Genomic DNA, 26,207 nt, shown 5'->3' on the forward strand with positions numbered 1-26,207 from the left:
GTTTCGATGCTTCATTTCCTCCTCCGCTCCCCCCTGTTGCGCCGCCTGGCGCTGGTCATCCTGGCGGCTCCCCTGCTTTGTCCGGCGCTGGCCGGCGCTGCCGAGATCAGGCAGTACCAGTATCACCAGGTCTTCATCAGCACCTGTCGCGCCGATCCGCGCAGCGACACCATCCGCATGTACTGGAAGGATGCCAATGGCGCACCGCTGGGCAATTTCCTGCGGCTGGACGCCCATCTGCGCAGCCAGGGGCTGGACATGGTGTGCGCCACCAATGCCGGCATCTACGACAAGCAGCTGCAGCCGCTGGGTCTGTACGTCGAGGCCGGCACGCAGCTGCGCCGCCTCAATACGCGCAAGAACGCCTATGGCAACTTCTACCTGCAGCCCAATGGGGTGTTTGTCCTCAGCGAGCACCAGGCCTATATCGTGGAGACCTCGGACTACGAGGCCGAGCTGGGGCTGTGGAATTCGGTGGCACGCTATGCCACGCAGTCGGGGCCGCTGCTGATCGTGGATGGCAAGATCAACCCGCGCTTCGATCCCGATTCGGCCAATACGGTGGTGCGCAATGCCGCCTGCCTGGACGCAGCCGGGGTGGTCACGCTGGCCATTGCGCGCAATCCGATCAGCTTCCATGACTTCGCCAGTTTTTTGCGCGACGAACTGAAGTGTAGCGACGCCCTTTATCTGGACGGCAGCATCTCGCGCATGTATCCCACGCTGGAAGCCAATATGGGACCGGCTTTCGGCGCCATGATCGCGGTGGTGAAGCCGCACAGCCCAAAGTGAGCGGCGAAAAAAAAGCCCGCAGCCAATAAACTGCGGGCAAGTTCCCTATCAAGAGGGAGGTTGAAGGAACAGTTCAACCACCTGTACGACTGCGGGCCGCAAAAAAAAGTTCGGAAAGATTTTGCCTCCTTCCCCAGGAGGCAGAACGGCCTGCCCCATGGGTCCACCTCGCCCTGCCCGTCCGGTCCTGCCCCTCGCGCCCCTTTCACTAGCCTCTCACTGCCGTACCTCAAAAGAAAGCGCCGCGTCAGTTGCCTGACGCGGCGCATGCAGTGCTGTTCCCACTGCGGGATGATGGTGCGGCTGTTGCCGTTCTTGTCTGGCTCTTGTTATGCGAAGGCTGGCGCTTGAATGCTGTGCTTACTTCTTCTCGCCACCGGCGGTGTCGCCCGTGGTCGCGGGCGGCGTGCTCGGGCTGGTGGCCGAGGAATCCGACGGCGTGGTCGGAGTCGGGGTCGCCGGAGTGGCGGTCGAGCCGGAGTCAGCCGGTGCCGGAGTGGTCGGGGTGGTGGTGGCCGGAGCCGGTTCCGATGCGGCCGGCGGGGTAGCGGCCGGCGTGGCGGGCGCTTCGTCGCGCTTGTTGCAGCCGGCGAGCACGGCAGTAAAGACGGCGGCAGCCAAGAGGGTGTGGCGAATCTGCATGTTTTGCCTCCAAAGGTTGTTGATGGGTTGTGCCGACATTCGGCCAGATGCTTCTTTGCCGAAGTTCGACTGTGTCTGGATATGGATTATTCCCGCTCCGGCTGCCGCAGGCTGTCAGAAAATGGCGCATCTTGATGTCAGTCATCGCAGGCAATGTGAATCAAAAGGCAACACTTTTTTGCCTGAAAACCCGTATCATCGCCGCCTATGACGACCTTGCCCGCCCTCCTCCTGCCGCCCTCCCCTGGCCGCGGGGCTTCCCTGATCGCCGCCCTGCTCGCCGGCTTGTCCATGATGTCTGCGGCCCATGCCGACATCGCACCTGTCTCGCCGGCGCAGTGTGCCGACATGAAAGCGCGCAAGGTCATCACGGCGGCCAATCCGGTTCCCTGTGCGCGCCTGTCCCGGGTCAGCTTCGACTACACCGATTTCGACGGTGCCACCCGCCAGGGCGCGGTGGTGGTGCTGGATGCGGTGGCGCCGCAGGTGGAGTCGCTGTTCGGCGAACTGCTGTTGCGCTCCTTCCCGCTGGCCGGTGCGCGCGCACTGGAAGAATTCGATGGCGATGACCAGCGCTCCATGGCCGCCAATAACAGTTCCGCCTTCAACGGTCGGCCCATGACCGGCGGCGGTGGCTGGTCCAAGCATGCCTACGGCGCCGCCATCGATATCAATCCCCTGCAGAACCCCTATGTCAGCCAAGCGGGCAGCAGCGCGCAGGAAGTGCTCCCGCCCAAGGGCAGCAGCTACCTGCAGCGCACGCCCGCGCAAGCCGGCATGGCCGAGGAGGTGGTGAGCGTGTTCTACGATCACGGCTTCCTGGTCTGGGGTGGCCAGTGGAAGCAACCCATCGACTACCAGCACTTCGAGATCGGCAGCCGTGGCTTCATCGTCCGCCTGGCCAGCCTGCCCAGGGCGCAGGCGCGGGCCGAGTTCGAGCGTTATGTGGCGGCCTACCGCCGGTGCGCGCATCCGGGCGTACCGGGCGCACCGGGCGCACCGGGTGCACAGGCCGCCGCCACCAGCGATGGCGACGACGACACGGCGGAAGACACCACCCTGCGCGACCAGTGCGCGGCACGCCTGCGCAAATGACGCGATCCGACGCCGCCAGCCGGTACAGGTAAAGATGCGCAAGTTTGGGTAAACCGGCGTAGCAGCACGCCATCACGCACCTATACTGCCCCGGCAACATCGGTCTGGGCGCTCGCCCGGGGGGACAGCCTTAATCAGGAGTGCACGCATGTCGATCAATTCCATTTCTTCCATCTACCACAGCAATACGCCAGCCAACACGCAGCAAACGCCGAAGAAGCCGGCCGTCAATTTCAACGACATCCTCAATGCGGCCGGTCAGTCCGCCCAGGTGGCGCAGGCTGCCAGCACCCAGCCCGGCAGCACCGACACCTTCACCACGACGCCGACCCGCACGGTCTGACACGATCGAGATTCACGCATCACCCCGGGCGAACCGCCCATGAAAAAGGCCGGAGGACGTAGGGCTGTAGCTACGTCCTCCGGCCTTTTGATTTGTCCGCGCAAGGCTATACTGCGGCTTCACGCGCCCGACCGGCGCCCTGGAGACCCGATGCCCGAGCAAGCCCCTGAGAGCGCGCTGCAGATTCGCGGCGCACGCCATGACGACTACCCGCAATGGAAGATCCTGTGGGATGACTACAATGCCTTCTACGGTCGCAGCGGCGCTACTGCCCTGCCCCTGACGATCACCCAGGCCACCTGGGCGCGCATCCACGATGCTGGCGAGCCGGTCCATGCGCTGGTGGCCGAAGCCGACGGCCGGCTGCTGGGCCTGGCGCACTACCTGTACCACCGCAATACCATCCTGATCGGTCCGACCTGCTATCTGCAGGATCTGTTCACCACCGAAGCCGCCCGCGGGCGCGGCGTGGGGCGCGCACTGATCGAAGAGCTCTACCGCCGTGCGGCTGCCGATGGCGCCGAACGCGTCTACTGGCATACCCACCACGGCAATGCGGCGGCGCGCCGGCTCTATGACACGCTGGCCATCGACTCCGGCTTCATCGTCTATCGCAAGAACCTGTAGGCGCGTCTGCGTTCAACCCTGGGTATTGACCTCAGATACTGGCCTCATTGAGCGCCGCGACGATGTCGGCGCGCTTGAGCTCGGGGGCGAACTGCTGGATGAAGTCCAGCGCATAACCGCGCAGGTAGGCGCCTCGGCGCACCGCCAGTCGGGCGATGTTGGCCTTGAACAGGTGCGCCGCATTGATGGCGACCATGTCCTGGTGCTTGCCCTGGTCGACCGCCATCGAGGCCACCAGGCCCACGCCCATGCCCAGCGACACGTATTGCTGGATCACGTCCGAATCCATGGCGGTGAGCACGATGTCGGGCTCGATGCCGGCCTGGCGGAAGGCTTCGTCGATATGGCCACGGCCGGTAAAGCCGACGTCATAGGTGATCAGCGGCCAGGTCCCCAGGTCTTCCAGGGTCACCTGTTCCAGACCCAGCAGCGGGTGGCCCTTCGGCACCACGATCACGTGGCTCCAGGTATAACAGGGGAAGGACACCAGTTCCTTGAACTGCGACAGGCCTTCGGTGGCGATGCCGATGTCGGCCTTGCCGGAGATGACCCATTCGGCGATGTGTTCCGGCGCGCTCTGCTGGAGCGCGATGCGCACCTGTGGAAAGGCGTCGCGGAAGGCCTGCACGATGCGCGGCAGCACGTAGCGGGCCTGGGTGTGGGTGGTGGCGATGGAGAGCGTGCCGCTCTGCTCGCCGGCGTATTCCTTGCTGGCGCGGCGCAGGTTCTCGGCTTCCAGCAGCAGCCGTTCGACGATGCCCAGGATGCCCTTGCCGGGCTCGGTCAGGCCGGTCAGGCGCTTGCCGTTGCGTTCGAAGATTTCCACGCCCAGTTCTTCTTCCAGCTCGCGAATCTGGCGACTCACGCCAGGTTGCGAGGTGAACAGCACATTGGCCACTTCGGTCAGGTTGAAGCCGCAACGGGCGGCTTCGCGGATGGAGCGCAGTTGCTGGAAGTTCATCGTGCCGTCCCTCCCTCCTGCTGGGCAAACACCTGCAGGCGGCGCGGGCGCACCACCAGGGTGTCGCCATTCTTCAGTCCCAGCTGCGCAAAGCGTTCGTTGGGGATGACGGCTTCGATGAGCTCGGCGTTGTCGTCGCGTTCCAGTTCCAGCTGGGCCAGCGGGCCTATGGCATGGGCGCGGCGCAGTTGCACCACGATGCCCTGGGCACCGGGCGCGTAGCGTTCCACATCCAGATCGTGCGGCCGCACGTAACCGACGCCGGAAGCATCGCGGGTATCGTCATGGCCGGGCGCCTCGAAACGGGCGCCAGCAGCATCCAGCACGCCCTCGTGCAGGCGGCCATGGAACAGGTTCACATTGCCCAGGAAGCCGTAGACGAAGGGCGAGGCCGGATGGTTGTAGACCGCTTCGGGCGTGCCGATCTGTTCCACCTGTCCCTTGTTCATCAGCACCACCTGGTCGGCCACTTCGAGCGCTTCTTCCTGGTCGTGGGTGACGAAGATGCTGGTGACGTGCAATTCATCATGCAGGCGTCGCAGCCAGCGGCGCAGTTCCTTGCGCACCTTGGCATCGAGTGCGCCGAAGGGTTCGTCCAGCAACAGCACGCGCGGCTCCACGGCCAGTGCACGCGCCAGAGCGATGCGCTGGCGCTGCCCGCCCGAGAGTTGCGGTGGATAGCGGTCGGCCAGCCAGTCCAGTTGCACCAGTTCCAGCAGGCTCTTGACCTTCTCGCGGATGGCCGCTTCCGAGGGGCGCTGGGCGCGCGGTTTCACGCGCAGGCCGAAGGCGATGTTCTCGAACACGGTCATGTGCTTGAACAGGGCGTAGTGCTGGAACACGAACCCGACCTGGCGCTCGCGCACATGGCGTGCCGAGGCGTCTTCGCCATCCAGCAGCACCTGGCCGGAGTCAGGCGATTCCAGACCGGCGATGATGCGCAACAGCGTGGTCTTGCCGCAGCCCGAGGGCCCCAGCAGCGCGGTCAGTTCGCCGGCCGGGAAGTTGAGCGAGACGTCGTTGAGTGCGGTGAAGCTGCCGAAACGCTTTTGGATGTGATGGACTTCGATGCTCATGAGAACTCCTTAGACTTGCTCGCTGGCGCTGTGCTGCTGGTGCAGCCGCCACTCGATGACACTCTTGATGGCCAGTGTGACCAGGGCCAGGAAAGCCAGCAGCGAGGCCACGGCGAAGGCGCCGGTGATGTTGAATTCGTTGTAGAGGATTTCGACCTGCAGCGGGATGGTGTTGGTCTCGCCCCGGATGTGGCCGGAAACCACCGATACCGCGCCGAACTCGCCCATGGCACGGGCGTTGCAGAGGATCACGCCATACAGCAGGCCCCACTTGATATTGGGCAGGGTCACGTGCCAGAAGGTGCGCCAGCCGGAGGCGCCCAGCACCAGCGCGGCCTCCTCTTCCTCGCTACCCTGCGACTGCATCAGCGGGATCAGCTCGCGCGCCACGAACGGGAAGGTCACGAAGATGGTGGCCAGCACGATGCCCGGCACGGCGAAGAGGATCTTGATGTCATGTTCACGCAGCCAGGGGCCGAGGTAGCCTTGCAGGCCGAACAGCAGCACGTAGATCAGGCCGGAGATCACGGGCGAGACCGAGAACGGCAGGTCGATCAGGGTCAGCAGCACGTTCTTGCCACGGAACTCGAACTTGGCGATGGCCCACGCCGCCGCCACGCCGAACACCAGGTTCAGCGGCACGGCGATGGCCGCCGTGATCACGGTCAGCTTGATGGCCGACCAGGCGTCGGCCTCGGTGATGGAGGCCACATAGACATCCCAGCCCTTGCGCAAGGCTTCATAGAACACCGCCACCAGCGGCACGAACAGGAACAGCGTCAGGAACACCAGGGCGATGCCGATCAACAGGGCTCGCACCCAGAACGGTTCCAGGGTGGCTCCGGGGGTGATCGGCGGCTCGCCGCGGGCGATGTTCTGGGAGGCGAGGGAAACAGGCGCGCCACTCATCTCAGGTCCTCTCCGCCTGGCCGCGCTTGCGGGTCCAGGCTTGCAACAGGTTGATGGTCAACAGCAAGACGAAGGACACCAGCAGCATCACCATGGCGATGGCGGTGGCGCCGGCATAGTCGTACTGCTCCAGCTTGGTGACGATGAACAATGGGGTGATCTCGGAGACCATCGGCATGTTGCCGGCGATGAAGACCACCGAGCCGTATTCGCCGGAGGCGCGCGCGAAGGCCAGCGCAAACCCGGTCAGCAGCGCCGGCAGGATGGTCGGAAAGACCACACGGGTGAAGGTCTGCCAGCGGTTGGCACCCAGGCTGGCGGCGGCCTCTTCGAGCTCGCGCTCGGCCTCTTCCAGCACCGGTTGCACGGTGCGCACCACGAACGGCAGGCCGATGAAGGTCAACGCCACCAGCACACCCAGCGGCGTGAAGGCGACCTTGATGCCCAGCGGGGCGAGCAGCTTGCCCAGCCAGCCGTTCTGCGAATACAGGGTGGTCAGGGCGATGCCGGCCACGGCCGTGGGCAGGGCAAATGGCAGGTCGACCAGGGCATCGATGATGCGCTTGCCCGGGAAGCGGTAGCGCACCAGCACCCAGGCGACGATGCCGCCGAAGATCACGTTCAGGAAAGCACCGATCAGGGAGGCCCCGAAGCTGAGGCGATAGGACGCCATCACCCGTGGCGAGGTCACGGCATCGATGAAACCGCCCCAGGTCAGCGTGAAGGTCTTCAGGAACAAGGCCGACAGCGGGATCAGGACGATCAGCGCCAGATAGAAGATGGTGAAGCCCAGCGACAATCGGAAACCGGGCAATACGCGCCGGCCGGTCCCGCCGGAAGCGGCCACTGGCGCGGCCCGGGGGGTGGCCAGGGAAACAGGGGTTGCGGACATGTCGTTCTCTTTTTATTACAAATGCGACTATAGGTGACCGATAATCGCATTCGCAGGTTATAAAGAGAACGAAGTTTTTTGCATGCCTTTAGAAGAAAAGCGCATAAGAAGCCACCGAAAACCGTCTTTATGTGCGCGGCCCTGCAGACCGAATACGCCTCACGGAATCTGCTCCAGCAACTCCAGCAACCATTGCTGGCCCTGTGTCCAGTCGCCCAGGCCGGACTCGGAATTGATATGCCCGCGGGGGCCGATGGAGCGGAACTGTGCGCCCCAGGCCTCGGCCCAGTGGCGGGCGCGGTCGGCGCTCATCCAGGGGTCGTTGTCGCTGCCGACCACCAGGGCCGGATACGGCAGCCGGTGGCGTACCGCCGAGCTCACGCTGAATTTGGCCGGATCGGCCGGTGCCACCAGCAGGGCTGCCACGATGGGATGGGCCGAGCCCCCTTCGGCCAGCAGGGCCGCGGTGCGCTGCACGGTGGTCAGGCAACCGAAGCTGTGCGCCACGATCACCGTGGGCCGACCATCGCGCGCCAGCACTTCGCCCAGGCGCTGCGACCAGGCCGGCAGGTCGGGGGTTTCCCAGTCGTCTTGCTGCACCCGTTCGAAGGCCGGATAGAGGCGTTGCCAGCGCGATTGCCAGTGCTCGGGGCCGCTATCGGACAAACCCGGCGCCACCAGTACGCGGAAATCGGACATCCGCGCCGGGGCCGGGGAAACGTGGGACGACAGACTCATGCAGGCCTCGCTGTTGAGGATAGGGAAGACCGAGTATGCCTCAAGCCGCATCCCGGATGCCCGATATCTGGTCCGGCAGTCTCGCACCGGGGGTGTCCCACAGATAACCCTGGGCGTGGATGGGCTGGGCCAGAGCCTGGCCGAACTGGCTCAGCTTGTCGAAGACCTCGCGGTTCTCGACGCGCTTGAAGAAGATGCGTACGCCCTGCTCCGCCGCCCGCAGCAAGAGCAAGGCCACGCTGTCGGGATCGGGCAGTTCGCGGGCATCGACCTTGATCAGGTCCGGCTTGATCTTGTCCAGCAGGCCCAGCGCCTCCAGCGGGCTATTGGCCGAGACCCCGAGGCGGAAGCCATTGCGGCGGTAATTGTCCAGCACATAGTTGAGCAGCCAGCGCTGGTTGGGCGTGACCACCGGCAGTTGCAGCACGATGCGCTCGTGCGGCAACTCCAGCGCCGCCAGGATGCGGCGGTAGGCCACGCCATGATTGTTGTTGACGGCGGCCAGCAGGCGCGCATGCACCGACAGATGCAGCTCGGGGGCGTCGGTATCGCCCAGACCGCCCTGCCCGACCTGACGGTAATAGTTGATGGCGTGCAGCATGCGGCACAGGCGGTCCAGCTCGACCGATTCGTCGTCGCTGGCGGCCTGGTCGAGCAGCTTCCAGAGATGGAGTCCGTCATCGACCGCCGAATGACTGCGGGCAAAGGCTTCACATGCGACGATGCTGCCCTGTTCGAAGCTGCGCACCGGCTGGAAGGCCGAGGTCAGCGATGTATTGAAGAAACGCCCTGCGGCACGTCCCTGCTCATCCAGCCAGACCTTGGACGAGGTCGACTGGGTGGCTTGCAGACGCGCCAGGTAAGCATCCAAAGCCTGATATGCCATCGGGCCTGCTCCTGGAAAAATATGCCGCCCGGGCGAGACTGACCGATGGGCGGCCGGAAAAGATCACAGCTTGGCGATCGACACTTCGGTGGCCTTGACCAGCGCCACGACTTCGCTGCCGATGGTCAGGCCCAGGTCCTTGACCGAACGGGTGGTGATGACGGAAGTGACGATACCGGCCGGGGTCTCGACATCCACCTCGGACACCACCGAACCTTCGATGATGGCCTTGACCTTGCCCTTGAACTGGTTACGTACGTTGATCGCTTGAATGGTCATGCTCTGCTCCTTGATGAAACGGCGTCGGCACCTGCCGCGCCGCATGGGTTGAAATGGTAGGACTCTCTGAAACGGTCAAATCATGTGCGGCCTCAGACCGCCCACTGCACCTGCTGCACGCCGCGTGGGACAAAAGCAGGCTCCAGTTCTGCGGTGGCACCATCGTCGATGGCATTGGCGTCGCTGCCAGGATGACGCAGAACGCGCGCCAGGATGGCTTCTTCCAGCGCGGCAAACTGCGCCTGTCCGCGTGAGCGCGGGCGGGCCAGCGTGATGCGCTGATCCAGCGTCACCCGGCCGTCTTCGATGAGCAGCACGCGGTCGGCCAGGGCGACCGCTTCCTGTACGTCGTGGGTCACCAGCAAGGCGGTGAAGCCGCGCTCGCGCCATAGCGATTCGATCAGGGCCTGCATCTCGATGCGGGTCAGGGCGTCCAGCGCACCCAACGGCTCGTCCAGCAACAGCAATTGCGGGTCGTGCACCAGCGCCCGGGCCAGGGCCACGCGTTGCCGCTGGCCACCCGAGAGCACCGCCGGCCATTCACCGGCGCGCTGATCCAGGCCGACCTGCTGCAGGGCGTGCAGGGCAAGCGGCGCGTGCTGCTTGGGCAGCCCCAGCGCCACATTGGCCTGCACCCGCTTCCAGGGCAGCAGGCGCGCATCCTGGAACATGATGCGCACTTCGGGTTCGCCGCCGGCATCGTGTTCATAGACCACCTCACCGCCGCTGGCTGCATCCAGTTGCGCCACCAGGCGCAGCAGCGTGCTCTTGCCGCAACCACTGCGACCGACGATGGCGACGAATTCTCCGGGGGCGATGTCCAGATCGATGTCGTGCAACACGGTGCGACCGCTGAAGGCCTTGGACACGGCGCGCAGCTTCAAGCCCACGCCGCGACCGGCAGCGCGACCCAGTGCCTGGTTTTCCTGTTGGTCGTGACGCATACGGTTCTCCTGATGCGAATTCATTGGTAACCCGGATGCCAGCGCAGCCAGAAGCGCTCCAGCGCACGGGCAGCGGTATCGGCCAGCTTGCCCAGCAAGGCATAGAGCAGGATGCCGACCAGCACCACATCGGTCTGCAGGAATTCGCGGGCATTCATGGTCATGTAGCCGATGCCGGCCTGGGCGGAGATGGTCTCGGCCACGATCAGCAGCACCCACACCAGGCCCAGCGCGAAGCGCAGCCCGACCAGGATGGATGGCAAGGCGCCCGGCAGGATCACGTCGCGATACAGCGGCCAGCCCGACAGGCCATAGCTCCTGGCCATCTCGATCAGGCCCTGGTCCACCGAGCGGATGCCGTGGAAGGTATTGAGATAGACCGGGAAGAACACGCCCACCGAGACCAGGAACAGCTTGGCCGTCTCGTCGATGCCGAACCACAGGATGACCAGCGGGATCAAGGCCAGAGCCGGAATATTGCGCACCATCTGCAGGGTGGTATCGAGCAGCAGTTCGGCCGAGCGCAGGCTGCCGGAAAGCAGGCCCAGCACCAGGCCCAGCCCGGCACCGACCGCAAAGCCCGAGGCCGCGCGACCACTGGAGACGGCCAGGTGGCGCCACAGCTCACCGGAGGCCGACAGTTTCCAGGCCGCCGTCAGGACCGCAAACGGTTCCGGCAGGATGCGGCTGGACAGCCAGCCGGCCTGCGAGGCCAGTTGCCACCACGCCAGCAGCAGCACCGGCAACAGCCAGCCCACCCAGGCGCCACGCGCCTTGCGCGGCGAGCGGCCAGCCGCACGGGCGGCCTTGCCGGCGGGTGCGCTGGTGCTGGTGCGGGCGGCGCCGGTGGTAGCGCTGTTCAGCGGATTGGATGTGCTCGTCATGCCTGCCTCAGCTGGCCGACACGCGCACCGGCGCGGCCTTGGGAAGCTCGGTGTTGCCGACGATCTCGCCGAAGGGGCCGGTCAGGTTGAATCCCGGCAGGGTCTCGCGCTGCGGACGTGGCAACAGCGGGAAGACCAGCTCGGCGAAGCGATACGATTCTTCCAGGTGCGGGTAGCCCGAGAGGATGAAGGTATCGATGCCCAGCGCTGCATATTCCTTGAGCCGTTCGGCAACCGTGGGGCCATCGCCCACCAGCGCGGTACCGGCACCGCCGCGCACCAGGCCGACCCCAGCCCACAGGTTGGGGCTCACTTCCAGCTTGTCGCGTCGACCGCCGTGCAGGGCCGCCATGCGACGCTGCCCTTCCGAATCCATGCGGGCGAAATTGGCCTGGGCCTTGGCGATGGTCTCGTCGTCCAGGCGGCTGATCAGTTCATCGGCGGCGCGCCAGGCGGCTTCATTGGTCTCGCGCACGATCACGTGCAGGCGGATGCCGAAACGCAGGGTGCGACCGGCGCGGGCGGCGCGTTCGCGCACGCGGGCGATCTTCTCGGCCACCGCAGCCGGTGGTTCGCCCCAGGTCAGGTAGACGTCCACCTGCTCGGCGGCCAGGTCGATGGCCTCGTCCGAGGAACCGCCGAAGTACAGCGGCGGATAGGGTTTCTGCAGGGGCGGATAGAGCGCCTTGGCGCCCTTGACGCGCAGGTGCTTGCCCTCGAAATGGGTCTCTTCGCCGGTATGGGTCTTGGCCAGCACGTCGCGCCAGATCTTGAGGAACTCGTCGGAAATCTCGTAACGCTCGGCATGGCTGCCGAAGATGCCATCGCTCTCCTGCTCTACCGGGTCGCCGCCAGTGACCACGTTGATCAGCAGGCGGCCATTGGAGAGACGGTCGAAGGTGGCGGCCATGCGTACCGACAACGTCGGCGCGGTCAGGCCGGGGCGCACCGCCACCAGGAATTTCAGGCGGCGGGTGGCATCGATCAGGCTGGCGGCGGCCACCCAGGCGTCTTCGCAGGAACGGCCGGTGGGCAGCAGCACGCCGTCGTAGCCCAGCGTGTCGGCGGCCACGGCGACCTGCTTCATGTAGTCATGACTGACCGGGCGCGCGCCTTCGGTGGTACCGAGGTAGCGGCTGTCGCCATGGGTGGGGATAAACCAGAAAACGTTCATGTTTGACTCCTGTGCTGCGGCAACCGGGTGGACATCATTTGAGGACGGCATCGCTGACCTTGAGTTGTTTGGGGATCAGCTTCAATTCATAGAAGGCATCGGCGATCTTCTGCTGCTCGGCCAGCACCTGGGCATCGACCGGCTTGTAGACGTGGGCGTAGCGCTTCAAGCCGGTTTCGATGATGTCGGCATCCAGGCCCTGGATGGGCGCCAGCTGGGCGGCAGCGTCGGCGGTATGGGTACGCACCCATTCACCTTCACGGGTGATCTCTTCCAGCAGGACCTTCTGCACCTGCGGGTTCTTCGCCGCGAAAGGACGCGCGCTCAGGAAGAACTGGTGATGGCTGACCGCGCCCACGCCGCTGGCCAGGCGCCGCGCACCGACCTGCTTTTCGGCGGCCGCCTGGAACGGGTCCCAGATCGCCCAGGCATCCACGGCACCGCGTTCGAAGGCGGCGCGGGCATCGGCCGGCGCCAGGTAGACCGGCTGGATGTCGCTGTATTGCAGGCCGGCCTTCTTGAGCAGGGCCACCACCAGCCAGTGCACGTCGGACCCCTTGTTGAAGGCGATCTTCTTACCCTTCAGTTCAGCCACGCTCTTGATCGGTGAATTCTTTTGCACCAGCAGGCCTTCGGCATCCGGGGTCGGGATTTCGTAGGCGGTATAGACGAAGTCGGCGCCGGCGGCCTGGGCAAACACCGGCGGGGCTTCACCGACGTAGCCGAAATCGACCGAGCCCACATTGAGCGCTTCCAGCAATTGCGGACCGGCCGCGAACTCGGCCCATTTCACTTCCACGCCCAGCGGCTGCAGGCGCTTTTCCAGCGTGCCGTGGGCCTTGAGCAAGACCAGGGTATTGGCCGCCTTCTGGTAGCCGATGCGCAGAACCTTGGCTTCCTGGGCCTGCACCGCGGCGGCGCCCAGGGCGAGGGTTGCGGTCGCCAGCGCCAGCGCCAGGGCCGACAGGCCGACCAGCGTGCGACGACGGGAGGAATGGACAATCTTCTTGTTGGCGGACACGTTTTTCTCCAGATTTGGGCGTGCAGAGGGCCTTCGGCTGCACCGGCCGATGATCTTTCAGACGTTCAAGGTTCAGACGTTCAAGACAGGCCGGATCACTCCGGCCGGTTTCAATACGGGATGTCAGTTTGCGTCGGCATGCATCAGTAGGAGACGCTGTACTGCAATTGCGAGAACGGTATTTCGCGGAACTCTTCCGGCGCTGCCTTGTGCAGGGCCAACAGGCTGGCCGACAACTGTGCCACGCCTTCATCGACGCGGGTGGCAATGGGCGTATCCAGCACCAGACCCTGCTCTTCGCTCCAGGTCACCTGGGCCTCGGTGGCGTAGATGCTGGGCAGGACATGCTTGGGATTGAGCGAGGACAGCACCGGTCGCAAGGCGTAGTCCAGCGCCAGCATGTGCGACTGACTGCCACCGGTGGCCAGCGGCAGCACCAGCTTGTTGGTCAGGCCGAACTGCGGCAGCAGGTCGAGGAAGGCCTTGAGGATGCCGCTGTAGGCCGCCTTGTAGACCGGGGTGGCGACCACCACGGCCGAAGCTTCCTCCACTGTGGACAGGGCAGCCTTGATTTCCGCATTGTTCCAGTCGGCGCGCAGGATGGCCTGGCCCGGCAGGTCGCGCACCTCCAGACGGGCATGGCGGTGGCCGAGCTGGGCCAGCTTGTCGCCGACGTGGTGCAGCAGACGGGTGGAGCGGGAAGGCGCCGAAGGGCTGCCGGCCAGGAGCAGGATGGTCATGTCTTATGCTTGAGCGTTGAGCGGGAGGAAGCGGCAGGAAGCCGGCGCGGCCGGCGCCCTGCCAGGTTTCAGATCACTTCTTGTTGGGTGCGTAGAGCTGGTCGAAGGTACCGCCATCGGCGAAGTGGGTCTTCTGGGCCTTTTGCCAGCCGCCGAAGTCCTTGTCGATGGTCACCAGGTTCAGCTTGGGGAACTGCGCTGCGTACTTGGCGGCGATCTTGGGATCGATGGGACGGTAGTAGTTCTTGGCGATGATTTCCTGGCCTTCCTCCGAATACAGGTGCTTGAGGTATTCTTCGGCCACCTTGCGGGTACCGCGACGGTCCACCACCTTGTCCACCACGGCCACCGGCGGTTCGGTCAGGATGGAGATCGACGGCGCGACGATGTCGAACTTGTCCGGGCCCCATTCCTTCAGGGAGATCAGGGCCTCGTTTTCCCAGGCCAGCAGGACATCGCCGATGCCGCGTTCGACGAAGGTGATGGTGGCGCCACGGGCACCGGAATCCAGCACCGGCACGTTCTTGAAGAGCTTGGCGATGTAGTCGCGGGCAGCGTCGTCGCTACCGCCCTTCTGCTTGGCATAGGCCCAGGCGGCCAGGTAGTTCCAGCGCGCACCGCCCGAGGTCTTGGGGTTGGGAGTGATGACGGACACGCCCGGCTTGATCAGGTCACCCCAGTCCTTGATGCCCTTGGGATTGCCCTTGCGCACCAGGAACACGATGGTGGAGGTATAGGGCGAGCTGTTGTGCGGCAGGCGCTTTTGCCAGTCGGCCGGCAGCAGCTTGGCCTTTTCCGAGATTTCGTCGATGTCGTAGGCCAGGGCCAGGGTCACCACGTCGGCATCGATGCCGTCGATGACGGAACGGCCCTGCTTGCCGGAACCACCGTGGGAAGCCTTGATGGTGACGTTGTCACCGGCCTTTTCCTTCCAGTACCTGGAAAAGGCCTTGTTATAGTCGGCGTAGAGTTCTCGCGTCGGGTCGTAAGAGACGTTGAGCAGCGAGAGATCGGCCGCCTGCGCGACGTGGGCGGCTTGCGCCAGCACCAGGGTGGCGACGACCGATTTGATGATGTTCTTCAGCATGTCCGTTCCCGAATGTGTTAGTTGTTTTGGAGCACACAGGTTAATGAGCCTGCTGCCTGAAAAGAACGAATACTTTCTTCTCTCGATATGCGGAAAACAGATATGCAAGCGCAAGCCGCCGGAATAAGGCGGCCCGTCTTTATAACCAAACGTCAGGGAGAGCCAGGAAAGAGGAAACGGGCGTTCGGCAATCCGCAGGGGCGCCCTGCCCCGCCGCACGGCGTGTCCGGAGGCAGCCGACAGCCTTGATGCGCCATTGATGCAGGTCAAAAAAGCACGGTCGAACTTTTTGTTCTTTTCACATTGTGGTATAACCCTCATATTGCAACGCACCAGGCTGCGCCATGAAAAAAGAAGCTGCAGGCGAGACAGAACACATTTCCATCCAGGTCATCGAGCGCATGGTGTCGCTGCTCGATGCGCTGGCCGATTACCCGGACCCGGTGAGCCTGAAGGAATTGTCGGCGGCGACCGACCTGCACCCGTCGACCGCGCACCGCATCCTCAACGATCTGGTGGTCAAGCGTTTCGTGGACCGCGTGGAACCGGGCACCTACCGCCTGGGCATGCGCCTGCTGGAGCTGGGCAATATCGTCAAGAGCCGGTTGTCGGTGCGCGAGGCGGCGCTGGACTTCATGCGCGCCCTGCATCGCAAGACTCACCAGACCATCAACCTGTCGGTGCGGCAGGCCGATGAAATCGTCTATATCGACCGTTCCTTTTCCGAACGCTCCGGCATGCAGGTGGTGCGCGCCATCGGCGGCCGTGCGCCGCTGCACCTGACCTCCACCGGCAAGCTGTTCCTCTCGGTGGACGACCCCAAGAACGTGCGCGCCTATGCCACCCGGACCGGGCTGGCGGGGCATAACAAGAATTCCATCACCGATCTGACCAAGCTGGAGCGCGAGCTGTCCATGGTGCGCGCCCTCGGCTATGCCCGCGACAACGAAGAGCTGGAACTGGGCGTGCGCTGCATGGCCGCCGGCATCTGCGACGACAGCGGCAAGCTGGTGGCCGGCCTGTCGATCTCGGCCCCGGCCGACCGGCTGCAGGAAGAATGGGTGGATGACCTGGTCAGCACGGCCAACCAGATTTCGTCGGCGCTGGGATATCGCCGGGACCGGGATTGAAGCGAGGGCTAGGCCTGTTCACCTTCAATCAGATCGACCAACAAAAAAGCGAACCATCCGGTTCGCTTTTTTGTTGCTGCCGCAAGCTTACTGCGGCGGTCAACCCTCGTCGGCCCGGACCATTTTCACACGGGTCAGGTTGTTCGGCTGGTCTTCCACCAGCCACTTGCGCATGCGGGCGGCATCGCCCACATGCGACAGGCGGCCCTTGGAATCCAGGAACACCATGACGATGGGACGACCTTCGATGCGGGTGTACATCACCAGGCAATGGCCGGCTTCGTTGATGAAGCCGGTCTTTTGCAGGCCGATGTCCCATTCCTTGTTGGAGGTCAGGCGGTTGGAGCTGTTGTACTGCATGGCATGGCCGCTGGGTTCGACCATGTACTTGGGATCGGTGGAGTACTGGCGGATGATGGGGTAGTTGTAGGCTGCCACCACCAGCTTGGCCAGGTCGCGGGCGCTGGCCACGTTCTGGCTGGACAGGCCGGTCGAATCGACATAGCGGGTATCGGTCATGCCCAGCGAGCGGGCCTTGGCATTCATGGCCGCCACGAAGGCCGGCAGACCGCCCGGGTAATTGCGGCCCAGCGCCGAGGCGGCGCGGTTCTCGGAACTCATCAGGGCGATGTGCAGCATGTCGTCGCGGCTCAGCGTAGCACCCACGCGCAGGCGCGAGCTGCTGTGCTTTTCGCGGTCGACGTCGTCATCGGTGACGGTCAGGGTCTCTTCCATGTTCAGGCGCGCTTCCACCACCACCAGTGCGGTCATCAGCTTGGTGACCGAGGCGATGGGCAGGGCCACCGAGGAATTCTTTTCAAACAGGACCTGCGAGCTGGCCTGGTCGATCACCAGGGCCACATTGGAGCGCAGGGCCAAGGGATCTGGCGTGAGGTTCAGGCCGGCCAGGTCGCCGGCGGTCATGACCGGTGGCACCACCGGCACCGAGGGGGCGGCCGAGACGCGCTGATAGCTGATGTGGCGCTTGCCCTTGACCACGCTGACCTTGCGCACCAGCTTTTCGCGGTTGTTCAGCGAGCCCTTGGCGACCGTGCGACTGACGGCTGTGGCGGGTCGCTTGGCAACCACCTTCTTGGCCGGGGCCTTCTTGGCGGCGTTGTTGACCGTCTGGGCTGCGGCAGGTGCCAAACCAGCGTGGATGAAAAGTAGCGATGTGAAAATGGCCAGCGCTGATTTGAACATAGGTGGATCTCCCCCCGAATTTACCCTGATAGTACACAAGAGAAACGTTGGCAGTGTAGCAAAAAGCAGAATTTTCGCAAGAGAATTAAGACGTTAGGGCATTTATTTAAACGGCTTTCTATCTTGCGGCCGGCCGAAGCATCCCCTGTTTCGGCCAATTTTTCTGACATTTCCTGACAATCTTGCTCGATTTTATTCGATTTATTTTTGAGCAAGATCCACGCCAACGAAGCGACATGATACCAGTCTAAGCTTTCCGTTCAGTTCCTGAAAACGATAACAGAAGGCAATACCGGCCCCAGATGCTCGTTTTCGCGCTTTTTAATTCACTTTGGCGGCATCTGGAATGCAACACTAACGGGTAGTCGGGGGATGCCGTTGACGGCGCAATGCGTCTTGCGGCCGGCACGGCAAAAGACCTGCAGCTCAGGGCTTGCGGGCGTCCAGCATGGCGACGTCAATCGAGAAGGAACAGGCCTGGTCCAACGCGAAATATTGTTTTACCTCTTCCGGTGCTGCCTTCCACAGTGCGCGGATGGCCGTGATGTTGTCTTGCGGGGTCCGCATGCGGGCCACCCAGCTGTCGAATTCCAGGCGCAGTTTCCAGGTCTTGTCGCTGTCGATGGCAAAACCGGCTGCCTGCAACAGCTTGCGCCAGGAGTTCAGGCTGATATTGCGGACATGTGAAGTATCGCGCAGCAACTCAATGGCCTGGACGTAGGTATCGGCCAGCACATCGGCCGGTGCAGCGGTATCGATGACGATGAAGCGTCCGCCCGGCTTGAGTACCCGGAAGACCTCAGCGAGCGCCTGCGGCAGATTGCGCCAGTGGTGCACCGAAAAGCGGGTACAGACCAGGTCGAAGCTAGCATCGGGAAACTCCAGCCGGTCGGCGCTGCCCTGGCGCACGGCCAGGTTGTCCAGGCCACGCTCGCGGGCGGCGCTGGCGACCACGTCCAGCATTTCGGCGGCGATGTCGTAGGCAATCACTTTTTCCACCACCGGCGCCACGGCAAAGCTGGCGTGTCCGCCGCCGCACCCCAGATCGAGCACGCGGGCGCCGGGAAGGGTGGCGGCGATGGCGGCCAGTTCCTGCAGATCAGCCCCCTGGGCGTGTACCGCGCTGGTGAGATAGGCGGCGGCGGTACTGCCGAACTGTTCGGTGACGACTTGCTGATGGCTGCGCATGGCGGGGCTCCTGGGCGAAATAAGTGAACAAGAATACAAAGCAGGCAAAGGCGGGTTGCATTTGCCCGTGGATGAGCAGCCAGTCTAGCGAATCCTTATCCTGTTACAAGTTCAGCATTTATACTATTACCCCGACCACCACCCTCCTCTTTCTGCATGGAACCCGATCTTGCCCGCCGCGCCCTGGGGGCCTTCCTCAAATCCCAGCGCGAACAGACTGCCCCCTCGCAAGCCGGCCTGCCGCACCTGGCCCATGGCCGGCGTCGCACGCCGGGCTTGCGACGAGAAGAAGTGGCGCAGTTGTGCGGCATCAGCGTGACCTGGTACACCTGGATCGAACAGGGGCGCACCGACTCGGTCTCGCCGCAGGCGCTGGCGCGCATCGCCGACGCGCTGCACCTGCCGCGCGCCAAGCGGGCCTACTTGTTCGAACTGGCCGGCAAGAAGGACCCGGCGCTGCCGGAGCAACAGGCGGTGGCGGTGATTGCGCCGGAAATCCTGGACGTGGTCGGCAACTTCCGTGCGCCAGCCTATCTGCTGGACCGCTACTGGAATGCCGTGGCCTGGAACCCGGCGGCGCGCAAGCTCTTCGTGGGGTGGCTGGATCAAGGGGAGACGGCGCCCAATCTGCTGCGCTTCATGTTCGCCCGCGCGACGGCGCAGGCCTTGACGATCGACTGGGAGCAGCGCGCGCGCCGGCTGGTGGCGGAGTTCCGGGCCGACAGTGCCAGCCTGCTGGACGATCCGGATCTGCTGGCGCTGGTGGAGGAGTTGTCAGCCGCCAGTCCGCTCTTCAAGCGGGCCTGGCACTTGCAGGATGTGGTGGAGCGCGAAGGCGGCGAGCGCCGCTTCCAGCATCCGCAATCGGGGGAACTGCGCTATCGCCAGGTCAACTTCCGCGTGGCCAACCGGCCGGACCTGAAACTGGTGACGCTGATGCCGGACGCGCCCGCGCCCGTCTGATCCTCATTTGCGGACCACGAAGGCCACGCCGATCACACCTACCAGCATGCCCAGTGCACCGATCAGGCTGAAGGCTTCGCCGAACATCAGCCAGGCCATCACGGCCGTGGTCGGTGGCGTGAGATAGAGCAGGCTGGTGACGCTGGTGGCGGCGCTGCGGCGGATCAGCGCAAACAGCAGGAAGATGGCGCCGATCGACAGGGCCAGCACCGACCACAGCAGCGCCGCGATGAATTGCGGCGTCCAGTGGACGTTGCCCAGATACCAGTCCAGACCTTCCACGGCCACGGCAAAGGGCAGCACCACCACGATGGAGGCGGCGAACTGGATCACGGTGCCGGTGCGCAGGTCAAAGTGGGCGCAGTAGCGCTTCTGGTACAAGGTACCGATCGTGATGCACAACAAGGCAAACAGGCACAGTCCGATGCTGGCAGTGGACAGGCCGATCAGCGAAATCTTGTTGGCCACCACCAGCCCTACCCCGCACAGGCCCAGCGCCAGTCCCACCCATTGCCGGCCACGCACCGATTCACCCAGCAAGGGCGCGGCGAAGGCGGTCAGGATGGGTTGCAGGCCGACGATCAGGGCCGACAGGCCAGCCGGCATGCCGATCTTGATGGCGCACCAGACGCCGGCCAGGTAGCCGGCCTGCAGCAATACGCCAGCCACGGCCACGTGGCGGATGCGGCCGTGCGGCCAGGGAGCGCGAAACAGCAGCACCAGCGGCAGCAGCACGATCAGCACGCCGGTGAAGCGCAACAGCAGGAAGGTCAGCGGCGGCGCATACGGCAGGCCGAACTTGGCGACGATGAAGCCGGTGCTCCAGATCAATACGAACAACAGGGGCACCAGGCTCATCAGGAGCTGGCGCGACCGGCTGGCGCCGGGGGTGGATTGCATCATTTCTTTTCCGTGGGCGGGCCGCATGCGACATGCTCATGCGCGAAGAGGCCCGGGTCATTTCACCGTGCGCTCCAGCGGGCAGCGTGGAGGCCGGCGAGTCTTATCGTTTGCAGGTGGACGGCGACGGTTTGTTCGATATCTCTGCCGTAGCCGCCCGCCATCGTAACCGCAACCGGAATTTTGTGCTCGCGCGCATAGGCGAACACGGTCTCGTCACGGGCCGCGAGGCCAGCCATGCTCAGTTTCATCTTGCCCAGGCGGTCGCCCTCGTGCGGATCGGCGCCGGCCAGGTAGATCAGCAACTGCGGGGCGAAGCGCTGCTGCAGCGTCGTCAGGGCGCCCTGCAGGGCTGCCAGATAGTCGGCGTCACCGATGCCATCGGGCAGGGCGACGTCGAGATCGCTCTGTTCCTTTTCGAAGGGGTAATTATTCTCTCCGTGCAGGGACAAGGTGAACACCGAATCATCCCGCGCCAGGATGGAGGCGGTGCCGTTACCCTGGTGCACGTCCAGGTCGACGATGGCGACCCGGGCGGCGCGGCGTTCGGCCTGCATCAGGCGCGCGGCGATGGCGGCATCATTGAAGACGCAGAAGCCGGCACCGTGGTCGGCATAGGCATGGTGGGTGCCACCGGCCAGGTTGACCGCCACCCCGTCCACGAAGGCGGCGCGACAGGCGGCGATGGTGGCCCCGGAAGAGCGGCGCGAGCGCTCCACCATCTGCGGTGACCACGGGAAACCGATCTCGCGCTGCTCGGCTGCGTTCAGTTCGCCACGGCTGGCGCGACCGATGTAGTCGGGATGGTGCGCCAGCGCCAGCTCGCCATCGCTGGCGGCTTGAGCTTCCTGGAAATCGATGGCCGGCTGCAGGCTGGCCGCCCCTTCGCGGATCATGCGGTACTTGATCATGGGGAAGCGGTGGCCCGGTGGCAGGGGCAGCACGAAATGGTCGCTGTAAAAGGCCTTCAAGAAAAAATTCCTTCCTGTTGATACGGGTTTCCGCATTGCAATAAGCGTTTTGCGATGCGGCGCAAACGATTGCGCGCAGCGCATTGATAACGTAATTTCATTAGCTCGACAGCAAGTAGAAAAAGAATCGAATTCCTTTTCAAAAATCACGTAAGTCCTTGATTAGACGTGGATCAATTTTGAAACACTTTTCGCAGTTCTCACGCGATGAAACGTTTGACTTTATGCACGATTAAACTAGAATCCGCCTTGTGCAATGCATCATATTCAAATAAGAAATTTCAGCGGAGATCCACCTTTCCCTTCAGATTGGTCCGTAAGCAATCACTGTCGCAGCATTGTTCATCAACCTATCACCGAGAAGGATGTTTCAACATGACGAACTACACCGAGCAATTTTCTGCTGCTGCCAAAGCCAATGCCGAAGCCCAGATCGCGCTCTTCAGCCAGCTGGCGAGCAAGACCTTTGAAGGCATGGAAAAGCTGGTGGACCTGAACCTGAAGGCCGCCAAGTCCTCGCTCGAAGAAAGCCAGGCTGCGGCCCAGAAGCTGTTCGCTGCCAAGGACCCGCAGGAATTCTTCACCCTCTCCAGCGCACATGCCCAGCCCACGCTGGAAAAGTCGGTCGCCTACGGCCGTCACCTGAGCGGCATCTTCTCCAGCACCCAGTCGGAACTGACCAAGGCTGCCGAAGCGCAGATCGCCGAAGTCAACCGCAAGGTGGTGGCAATGATTGACGAAGTCGCCAAGAACGCCCCGGCCGGTTCGGAACAGGCCATCTCGATGTTCAAGTCGGCCATCGGCAACATGAGCGCCGGCTACGAACAGTTCACCAAGAACGCCAAGCAGGCCGCTGAAGTGCTGGAAGCCAATGTCAGCAACGCCGTGGACCAGATGTCCCAGGCTGGCGCCAAGGTGACCCGCGCTGCCAAGAAGTAATCAAACGTAATCAACAATCCGGCGCTCGCGCCGATTGCTGAAAGGCCCCGGCTGGACCGGGGCCTTTTTGCGTCTGGCGTTACGCGTTTCAGGCGCTGATCTGGAACTCGGCACGCAGGGCGCGCAGGCCTTCCTGCATCTTCTCGAAGGCCGGTTCCACCTGGGTGGGGTCACCCTTGACGCCCAGGTCGATATGGCGGCGCGTCTGCTGGTCGCCCACGTGCGGCAGGCTGAACACCTTCACCAGCGGGAATTGCGCCTCGATGGCTTCCATCAGCGGGGTCAGGGTCGATTCCATCGCCTCGTACACCAGCATCGAACGTTCGGCCCAGGCATGGCGGTGGAACTGGTCGGCGTAGTGGTTTTCCAGCACCCATTCGAACATCGGCCAGGCCATCACGGGGAAGCCTGGCGCGAAGTAATGGGCGCCTTCGCCGCTGGTATTGGGCAGGGAAAAGCCGGGAATCTTGTTATAGGGATTGGGGATGATGGAGGCGCCCTGCGGGAACTCGCCCATCTTCAGGCGGTGCTGGTTCTCGGGTGCGTCGAAGTCGGGTGTGGCACCGGATTCGCGGGCCATGTCGGCGATGCGCTCCTGGATCTTTTCCTTGGCCTGGGGATGCAGCACCACCGGCACGCCCAGCGCAGCCGCTGCGCACTGGCGGGTGTGGTCGTCCGGGGTGGCGCCGATGCCGCCGGTGCAGAACACCACGTCCTGGGTGGCCAGCGTGCGCTTCAGGGTGGCGGTGATGCGGTCGGGGTCGTCGCCCAGATATTCCGCCCAGGACAACTGCAGGCCGCGCTGGCCGAGCAGTTCCAAGACCTTGGGGAAATGCTTGTCGATACGGCGTCCCGAGAGGATTTCGTCGCCGATGATGATGAGTCCGAATGCCATGCGTCTACCCGCCAGAAAGTTGAAGAAAGATGGCGGCGATTATGCCCCATTCGGCAGCACCGTGGCGGGCCGCGCCCTGCCCCGCCGCCCACCTGGTACCAGCACCCGGCGTCAATCAGGCTTCAACGCGGCTTCAACGCGGCTCAACGAGACTTCAACGCGGTGCCACATCGATGACCGCGCCGTCTACCGGGCCATCCGGTGGCTGGCCGCTGCGGTAGCGCAGCAGCGCTTCCAGGCAATAGAACTGGAACCACAGCGCGGTAAAGACGAACACCAGCACATACAGCCAGATCGCCACCCCGGCCAGCACGGGCAGGAAGACCACCGACAGCACCCCACCCAGCCACAGCAGGGTGGGCGCCGCACCCAGTGCGCCGGCAATGGTACCCACCGCCAGCAGCGGCCAGCGATGCAGGCGCAGCACGGCGTGCCGCTCCTCGGTACTGGCGTAGTCGGCCAGGGTGTCGTAGGCCATGACGCGATAGGTCAGCCAGCCCCAGAGCAGCGAATGGATCACGAAGGCCAGCGGCGGGATCAGGAATGCCCAGATCGTGGCCAGCCACAGGATGGTGAAGACGGCAAAGCACCACAGCGAGGTCCACAGGCTGCCGGCGACGCTGCCGCCATGGCGCTTGGAGAGCATGGGATAGTGGCGCGCACCGATGTGACGGGAAATGGCCGGAATCGTGAACAGGCCGACGAAGACCAGTGCCGTGAGGATCATCAGCGGCAGTAGCGTCCACATCGCCAGGAGCGGCACCAGCACCGTCTTCAGGGTCGCCATGCCGAACCAGGCCAGCATGCTGCCGATTTCCCCGAACATGCTGTTGGTCACGAAATAGGCCTGCAGCCAGTCGATGATGGGTTGCAGGCCCAGCCACAGACAGACCGCCCACAGCGCCAGGGACACCAGGAAAGGCAGCACGGTCAGCCACAGCATGCGGATATGCAGCTGCGCCAGCAGGGCGCGACCGAAGGAGGCCAGGAAAATTCGCATCAGCGTGGCTTCCTGCGGGTGAATTCAACCAGGCGCTTGATGCCCAGCCATTGCTGCATCCAGAAGCCGCGCCCATAGTCGCGACCACGGCCGGCCGGTGCCGGCAGCTGGTCGCGCACGCCGGTCATGGCGAAGCCCTGGCTGAAGTGGGCGGTACGGAAGATCACATCCCAGATCGGGAACAGCACGGCGAAGTTATGGCCGCCCAGCGAATTGCGGCCCCGGCTTTCATGGCCCAGGCCGATGGCGTGATGGGTGCGGTGAAAACGCGGCGAGACCAGCAGGTATTCGCCGATGCGGCCGAAATGGATGCGCACATTGGCATGCTGCAGGCTTTGCAGCATGCGCGAGAGCGAGACCAGCAGGATGTATTGCGAGGGCTCCACGCCGATCAGCACGGCGATGAGACCGAAGATCATGTCGTGCACCAGGTTGTCGAGCATGTGGTTGCGGTCGTCGCTCCACAGGTTCATGTTCTGCTGGCTATGGTGCAGGCTGTGCAGGGCCCACATCCAGCGCACATTGTGCTGCGCCCAGTGGTAGACGTATTCGCACAGGTCCAGCACCACCATGTAGAGCAGGAAACTGACCAGGGCACGGTCGGTCACGCCGGGCCAGATCTGGTCTAGGTTGAAGGTCCCCCAGCCTTCCAGGTGCAAGGCCTCGGACAGGTAGGACAGGGACGGATCGAGCAGCAGGAAGGCGATGATGGGGATGATGCCCAGCCGCTGCAGGACGGTGTAGATGAAATCATTCCAGCGCGCGCGCGGGTCGGTGATGGGATGGACCGGGATGGCGGCCTCCAGCGGGCGCAGGATGAGGAACAGGATCACCAGCTCGCACAGGCCCACCAGGACGAATTCGGTGCCGGTGAAGGCTTCCTCGACGAATTCGCCCATGCCGGTGAAGAACACCAGCGGCTGTATCAGGGTCTCGAAAAGCCAGCCCTGGACGGTGGCAAAGAGGTCGGAAATGGTCTGGATGATCATGGATAGCTTGAATCGGTATGACGGTATGCCGCTGTGAACGGGCTGCGGGCCGACGGTGCGCCGGGCTCCCCTGCCCTCGGCGCCGGTTCGACTGGCAGCGGCGTTCAGTGTTCCTTGCCGGCACCAAACAGGTGGCGGTAGGCCGGATGTTCGCGCAGGGTGGCAAAGCAGTATCCCTTCTGCTCCAGCCCGCTGATCAAGGGTTCCAGCACGGCCGGCGCCCAGGGGTCCTGGCGCGACCAGATGCCCATATGGGCCAGGAAGATATCACCATCCTTGAGGCCGTCGAGCGCCTTTTTCAGCAACACCTCGTTGGGGAATTTGTCGCTGGGCAGTTCATCACCGGAAAAACCGGCCGGCGCCCAGGCCACATGGGCGTAGCCGCAGGCCTGCCCGGCCTTGAGCAGGTTGTGCGTGAGGCGCCCGCCGGGGGCGCGCCACAGCGGGTCGAGCTTGTGCCCGGTCAGCTGCTGGAAGCGCTGGTCCACGCGCTGCATCTCCTGGCAATACTGGGCCGGGGTCCATTGCAGCTTCTTGCTGGCCTGCGCGCCGAATTGCGGCCGCACCTCGACCTTGCCATCCGGCAGGTCGCGAACCACGTAGACATGGTCGAAGGTATGGGTGCCGAAGGCATGGCCCTCGGCCACCAGCCGCTTCCACAGCGGTGCCCAGGCCGGATCCAGGGAGTAGTCTCCGTGGATGGTCTTCTCGTTGGCAAGGAAGAAGGTGGCCTTGATATGGTGGCGCAGCAGGGTCTGCTCGATCAGTTCGGCCTGGGACTGGCTGCCTGTATCGAAGGTGAGGTAGATGTGCCCCTTGCAGGCGGCGGCCTCGGGTGCGGCGGATTGCGCAACGGCCTGGCCGGCCGCCAGGATGGCGAACAGGCACAGGCCGCGCAGGGTCTGGTTCGAGAGGGACAGCGTCATCGTGGAGCGGTCA

The 26,207-nt window shown here is 64.0% G+C and carries 29 protein-coding genes; 7 read left to right on the forward strand and 22 right to left on the reverse strand.

The annotated features are described in order from the left end of the window. The first annotated feature begins 6 nt into the window (after positions 1 to 6). Positions 7 to 792: a phosphodiester glycosidase family protein gene (locus tag HWE04_RS14760; protein ID WP_241812850.1), complete on the forward strand. Its 786-nt coding sequence runs from the start codon at positions 7 to 9 to the stop codon at positions 790 to 792. A gap of 360 nt (positions 793 to 1,152) precedes the next feature. On the opposite strand, the gene HWE04_RS14765 is transcribed toward HWE04_RS14760, so the two are convergent. Next, positions 1,153 to 1,434: a hypothetical protein gene (locus HWE04_RS14765; RefSeq protein WP_039876100.1), complete on the reverse strand. Its 282-nt coding sequence runs from the start codon at positions 1,432 to 1,434 to the stop codon at positions 1,153 to 1,155. A gap of 207 nt (positions 1,435 to 1,641) precedes the next feature. Here HWE04_RS14765 and HWE04_RS14770 point away from each other — a divergent pair, with 207 nt between their 5' ends. The 3 genes from HWE04_RS14770 (at position 1,642) to HWE04_RS14780 (ending at position 3,499) form a co-directional block, all read left to right on the forward strand. Next, complete coding sequence (locus HWE04_RS14770; RefSeq protein WP_241812851.1) at positions 1,642 to 2,529, forward strand: M15 family metallopeptidase; 888 nt, start codon at positions 1,642 to 1,644, stop codon at positions 2,527 to 2,529. Between the two features lie 148 nt (positions 2,530 to 2,677). Continuing rightward, entirely contained in the window at positions 2,678 to 2,872 is a 195-nt protein-coding gene (locus HWE04_RS14775; RefSeq protein ID WP_241812852.1) for a hypothetical protein, read from the forward strand. 150 nt (positions 2,873 to 3,022) lie between these two features. Further along, positions 3,023 to 3,499 carry a GNAT family N-acetyltransferase gene (locus HWE04_RS14780; protein WP_241812853.1) on the forward strand — a complete coding sequence of 159 codons (477 nt, stop codon included), beginning with the start codon at positions 3,023 to 3,025 and terminating at the stop codon, positions 3,497 to 3,499. Between the two features lie 31 nt (positions 3,500 to 3,530). Here the strand turns inward: HWE04_RS14780 and HWE04_RS14785 are convergent, their stop codons facing one another. The 13 genes from HWE04_RS14785 to HWE04_RS14845 all read right to left on the reverse strand — a co-directional run bounded on the left by HWE04_RS14785 (position 3,531) and on the right by HWE04_RS14845 (position 15,090). Then, a complete protein-coding gene (locus HWE04_RS14785; RefSeq protein WP_077235104.1) occupies positions 3,531 to 4,460 on the reverse strand; it encodes a CysB family HTH-type transcriptional regulator in 930 nt (309 codons plus the stop codon). Next, positions 4,457 to 5,536 (reverse strand): sulfate/molybdate ABC transporter ATP-binding protein, encoded by a 1,080-nt coding sequence (locus HWE04_RS14790; RefSeq protein ID WP_006464496.1) that lies wholly within the window; start codon positions 5,534 to 5,536, stop codon positions 4,457 to 4,459. The genes HWE04_RS14785 and HWE04_RS14790 overlap by 4 nt, the downstream gene beginning before the upstream one ends. Before the next feature lie 9 nt (positions 5,537 to 5,545). Beyond that, a complete protein-coding gene (gene cysW / locus HWE04_RS14795; protein ID WP_006464495.1) occupies positions 5,546 to 6,445 on the reverse strand; it encodes a sulfate ABC transporter permease subunit CysW in 900 nt (299 codons plus the stop codon). 1 nt (position 6,446) lies between these two features. Further along, positions 6,447 to 7,337, reverse strand: coding sequence for a sulfate ABC transporter permease subunit CysT (cysT, locus tag HWE04_RS14800; RefSeq protein WP_241812854.1), 891 nt, complete (start codon positions 7,335 to 7,337; stop codon positions 6,447 to 6,449). A 159-nt stretch (positions 7,338 to 7,496) separates the two neighbouring features. Next, on the reverse strand, positions 7,497 to 8,075 hold the full coding sequence (locus HWE04_RS14805; protein ID WP_241812855.1) for an RBBP9/YdeN family alpha/beta hydrolase: 579 nt from the start codon (positions 8,073 to 8,075) through the stop codon (positions 7,497 to 7,499). 40 nt (positions 8,076 to 8,115) lie between these two features. Then, on the reverse strand, positions 8,116 to 8,961 hold the full coding sequence (locus HWE04_RS14810; RefSeq protein WP_006464492.1) for an EAL domain-containing protein: 846 nt from the start codon (positions 8,959 to 8,961) through the stop codon (positions 8,116 to 8,118). Positions 8,962 to 9,024: 63 nt separating this feature from the next. Continuing rightward, on the reverse strand, positions 9,025 to 9,240 hold the full coding sequence (locus HWE04_RS14815) for a TOBE domain-containing protein (RefSeq protein ID WP_006464491.1): 216 nt from the start codon (positions 9,238 to 9,240) through the stop codon (positions 9,025 to 9,027). A 92-nt stretch (positions 9,241 to 9,332) separates the two neighbouring features. Beyond that, positions 9,333 to 10,184 carry an ATP-binding cassette domain-containing protein gene (locus tag HWE04_RS14820; protein ID WP_241812856.1) on the reverse strand — a complete coding sequence of 284 codons (852 nt, stop codon included), beginning with the start codon at positions 10,182 to 10,184 and terminating at the stop codon, positions 9,333 to 9,335. Positions 10,185 to 10,204: 20 nt separating this feature from the next. Then, positions 10,205 to 11,068: an aliphatic sulfonate ABC transporter permease SsuC gene (gene ssuC, locus HWE04_RS14825; RefSeq protein WP_241812857.1), complete on the reverse strand. Its 864-nt coding sequence runs from the start codon at positions 11,066 to 11,068 to the stop codon at positions 10,205 to 10,207. A 7-nt stretch (positions 11,069 to 11,075) separates the two neighbouring features. Then, positions 11,076 to 12,242 (reverse strand): FMNH2-dependent alkanesulfonate monooxygenase, encoded by a 1,167-nt coding sequence (ssuD, locus tag HWE04_RS14830; RefSeq protein ID WP_241812858.1) that lies wholly within the window; start codon positions 12,240 to 12,242, stop codon positions 11,076 to 11,078. A 34-nt stretch (positions 12,243 to 12,276) separates the two neighbouring features. Then, the gene (locus tag HWE04_RS14835) at positions 12,277 to 13,263 is read right to left on the reverse strand and encodes a sulfonate ABC transporter substrate-binding protein (RefSeq protein ID WP_241812859.1); all 987 of its coding nucleotides are present in this window, start codon (positions 13,261 to 13,263) and stop codon (positions 12,277 to 12,279) included. A gap of 143 nt (positions 13,264 to 13,406) precedes the next feature. Next, the gene (ssuE, locus tag HWE04_RS14840) at positions 13,407 to 14,003 is read right to left on the reverse strand and encodes an NADPH-dependent FMN reductase (protein WP_241812860.1); all 597 of its coding nucleotides are present in this window, start codon (positions 14,001 to 14,003) and stop codon (positions 13,407 to 13,409) included. A gap of 73 nt (positions 14,004 to 14,076) precedes the next feature. After that, positions 14,077 to 15,090, reverse strand: coding sequence for a sulfate ABC transporter substrate-binding protein (locus tag HWE04_RS14845; protein ID WP_241812861.1), 1,014 nt, complete (start codon positions 15,088 to 15,090; stop codon positions 14,077 to 14,079). Positions 15,091 to 15,434: 344 nt separating this feature from the next. Between HWE04_RS14845 and HWE04_RS14850 the strand changes: the two genes are divergently transcribed. After that, positions 15,435 to 16,220: an IclR family transcriptional regulator gene (locus HWE04_RS14850; protein WP_006464484.1), complete on the forward strand. Its 786-nt coding sequence runs from the start codon at positions 15,435 to 15,437 to the stop codon at positions 16,218 to 16,220. Between the two features lie 99 nt (positions 16,221 to 16,319). Here HWE04_RS14850 and pbpG read toward each other — a convergent pair whose 3' ends face one another. After that, positions 16,320 to 17,423, reverse strand: a complete 1,104-nt coding sequence (gene pbpG / locus HWE04_RS14855; RefSeq protein ID WP_241812862.1) for a D-alanyl-D-alanine endopeptidase — start codon at positions 17,421 to 17,423, stop codon at positions 16,320 to 16,322. A 426-nt stretch (positions 17,424 to 17,849) separates the two neighbouring features. Further along, positions 17,850 to 18,611: a class I SAM-dependent methyltransferase gene (locus HWE04_RS14860; protein WP_241812863.1), complete on the reverse strand. Its 762-nt coding sequence runs from the start codon at positions 18,609 to 18,611 to the stop codon at positions 17,850 to 17,852. 156 nt (positions 18,612 to 18,767) lie between these two features. Between HWE04_RS14860 and HWE04_RS14865 the strand changes: the two genes are divergently transcribed. Then, entirely contained in the window at positions 18,768 to 19,574 is an 807-nt protein-coding gene (locus HWE04_RS14865; RefSeq protein WP_241812864.1) for a helix-turn-helix transcriptional regulator, read from the forward strand. Positions 19,575 to 19,577: 3 nt separating this feature from the next. Here the strand turns inward: HWE04_RS14865 and HWE04_RS14870 are convergent, their stop codons facing one another. Then, on the reverse strand, positions 19,578 to 20,477 hold the full coding sequence (locus tag HWE04_RS14870; RefSeq protein ID WP_241812865.1) for a DMT family transporter: 900 nt from the start codon (positions 20,475 to 20,477) through the stop codon (positions 19,578 to 19,580). A 59-nt stretch (positions 20,478 to 20,536) separates the two neighbouring features. Continuing rightward, the gene (locus tag HWE04_RS14875) at positions 20,537 to 21,385 is read right to left on the reverse strand and encodes a histone deacetylase family protein (protein ID WP_446719232.1); all 849 of its coding nucleotides are present in this window, start codon (positions 21,383 to 21,385) and stop codon (positions 20,537 to 20,539) included. A gap of 435 nt (positions 21,386 to 21,820) precedes the next feature. Between HWE04_RS14875 and HWE04_RS14880 the strand changes: the two genes are divergently transcribed. Next, complete coding sequence (locus HWE04_RS14880; protein ID WP_234296028.1) at positions 21,821 to 22,384, forward strand: phasin family protein; 564 nt, start codon at positions 21,821 to 21,823, stop codon at positions 22,382 to 22,384. Between the two features lie 88 nt (positions 22,385 to 22,472). Here HWE04_RS14880 and HWE04_RS14885 read toward each other — a convergent pair whose 3' ends face one another. From HWE04_RS14885 to HWE04_RS14900, 4 genes are all read right to left on the reverse strand, one after another. Continuing rightward, positions 22,473 to 23,279, reverse strand: a complete 807-nt coding sequence (locus HWE04_RS14885; protein ID WP_102661484.1) for a competence/damage-inducible protein A — start codon at positions 23,277 to 23,279, stop codon at positions 22,473 to 22,475. A 154-nt stretch (positions 23,280 to 23,433) separates the two neighbouring features. Then, positions 23,434 to 24,279, reverse strand: a complete 846-nt coding sequence (locus HWE04_RS14890; RefSeq protein WP_241812866.1) for an EI24 domain-containing protein — start codon at positions 24,277 to 24,279, stop codon at positions 23,434 to 23,436. Continuing rightward, positions 24,279 to 25,265, reverse strand: coding sequence for a sterol desaturase family protein (locus HWE04_RS14895; RefSeq protein WP_039877229.1), 987 nt, complete (start codon positions 25,263 to 25,265; stop codon positions 24,279 to 24,281). The genes HWE04_RS14890 and HWE04_RS14895 overlap by 1 nt, the downstream gene beginning before the upstream one ends. Before the next feature lie 107 nt (positions 25,266 to 25,372). Further along, positions 25,373 to 26,194, reverse strand: coding sequence for a polysaccharide deacetylase family protein (locus HWE04_RS14900; RefSeq protein ID WP_241812867.1), 822 nt, complete (start codon positions 26,192 to 26,194; stop codon positions 25,373 to 25,375). Positions 26,195 to 26,207: the final 13 nt, after the last annotated feature.

The organism is Herbaspirillum sp. C7C2 (assembly GCF_022627865.1).
Lineage (GTDB): Bacteria > Pseudomonadota > Gammaproteobacteria > Burkholderiales > Burkholderiaceae_D > Herbaspirillum > Herbaspirillum frisingense.

Bases quoted from the DNA above. Each gene is read 5' to 3' on its own strand.
- HWE04_RS14760 (WP_241812850.1), top strand. From the start codon at position 7: ATGCTTCATTTCCTCCTCCGCTCCCCCCTGTTGCGCCGCCTGGCGCTG.
- HWE04_RS14765 (WP_039876100.1), bottom strand. From the start codon at position 1,434: ATGCAGATTCGCCACACCCTCTTGGCTGCCGCCGTCTTTACTGCCGTG.
- HWE04_RS14770 (WP_241812851.1), top strand. From the start codon at position 1,642: ATGACGACCTTGCCCGCCCTCCTCCTGCCGCCCTCCCCTGGCCGCGGG.
- HWE04_RS14775 (WP_241812852.1), top strand. From the start codon at position 2,678: ATGTCGATCAATTCCATTTCTTCCATCTACCACAGCAATACGCCAGCC.
- HWE04_RS14780 (WP_241812853.1), top strand. From the start codon at position 3,023: ATGCCCGAGCAAGCCCCTGAGAGCGCGCTGCAGATTCGCGGCGCACGC.
- HWE04_RS14785 (WP_077235104.1), bottom strand. From the start codon at position 4,460: ATGAACTTCCAGCAACTGCGCTCCATCCGCGAAGCCGCCCGTTGCGGC.
- HWE04_RS14790 (WP_006464496.1), bottom strand. From the start codon at position 5,536: ATGAGCATCGAAGTCCATCACATCCAAAAGCGTTTCGGCAGCTTCACC.
- cysW (WP_006464495.1), bottom strand. From the start codon at position 6,445: ATGAGTGGCGCGCCTGTTTCCCTCGCCTCCCAGAACATCGCCCGCGGC.
- cysT (WP_241812854.1), bottom strand. From the start codon at position 7,337: ATGTCCGCAACCCCTGTTTCCCTGGCCACCCCCCGGGCCGCGCCAGTG.
- HWE04_RS14805 (WP_241812855.1), bottom strand. From the start codon at position 8,075: ATGAGTCTGTCGTCCCACGTTTCCCCGGCCCCGGCGCGGATGTCCGAT.
- HWE04_RS14810 (WP_006464492.1), bottom strand. From the start codon at position 8,961: ATGGCATATCAGGCTTTGGATGCTTACCTGGCGCGTCTGCAAGCCACC.
- HWE04_RS14815 (WP_006464491.1), bottom strand. From the start codon at position 9,240: ATGACCATTCAAGCGATCAACGTACGTAACCAGTTCAAGGGCAAGGTC.
- HWE04_RS14820 (WP_241812856.1), bottom strand. From the start codon at position 10,184: ATGCGTCACGACCAACAGGAAAACCAGGCACTGGGTCGCGCTGCCGGT.
- ssuC (WP_241812857.1), bottom strand. From the start codon at position 11,068: ATGACGAGCACATCCAATCCGCTGAACAGCGCTACCACCGGCGCCGCC.
- ssuD (WP_241812858.1), bottom strand. From the start codon at position 12,242: ATGAACGTTTTCTGGTTTATCCCCACCCATGGCGACAGCCGCTACCTC.
- ssuE (WP_241812860.1), bottom strand. From the start codon at position 14,003: ATGACCATCCTGCTCCTGGCCGGCAGCCCTTCGGCGCCTTCCCGCTCC.
- HWE04_RS14845 (WP_241812861.1), bottom strand. From the start codon at position 15,090: ATGCTGAAGAACATCATCAAATCGGTCGTCGCCACCCTGGTGCTGGCG.
- HWE04_RS14850 (WP_006464484.1), top strand. From the start codon at position 15,435: ATGAAAAAAGAAGCTGCAGGCGAGACAGAACACATTTCCATCCAGGTC.
- pbpG (WP_241812862.1), bottom strand. From the start codon at position 17,423: ATGTTCAAATCAGCGCTGGCCATTTTCACATCGCTACTTTTCATCCAC.
- HWE04_RS14860 (WP_241812863.1), bottom strand. From the start codon at position 18,611: ATGCGCAGCCATCAGCAAGTCGTCACCGAACAGTTCGGCAGTACCGCC.
- HWE04_RS14865 (WP_241812864.1), top strand. From the start codon at position 18,768: ATGGAACCCGATCTTGCCCGCCGCGCCCTGGGGGCCTTCCTCAAATCC.
- HWE04_RS14870 (WP_241812865.1), bottom strand. From the start codon at position 20,477: ATGATGCAATCCACCCCCGGCGCCAGCCGGTCGCGCCAGCTCCTGATG.
- HWE04_RS14875 (WP_446719232.1), bottom strand. From the start codon at position 21,385: ATGATCAAGTACCGCATGATCCGCGAAGGGGCGGCCAGCCTGCAGCCG.
- HWE04_RS14880 (WP_234296028.1), top strand. From the start codon at position 21,821: ATGACGAACTACACCGAGCAATTTTCTGCTGCTGCCAAAGCCAATGCC.
- HWE04_RS14885 (WP_102661484.1), bottom strand. From the start codon at position 23,279: ATGGCATTCGGACTCATCATCATCGGCGACGAAATCCTCTCGGGACGC.
- HWE04_RS14890 (WP_241812866.1), bottom strand. From the start codon at position 24,279: ATGCGAATTTTCCTGGCCTCCTTCGGTCGCGCCCTGCTGGCGCAGCTG.
- HWE04_RS14900 (WP_241812867.1), bottom strand. From the start codon at position 26,194: ATGACGCTGTCCCTCTCGAACCAGACCCTGCGCGGCCTGTGCCTGTTC.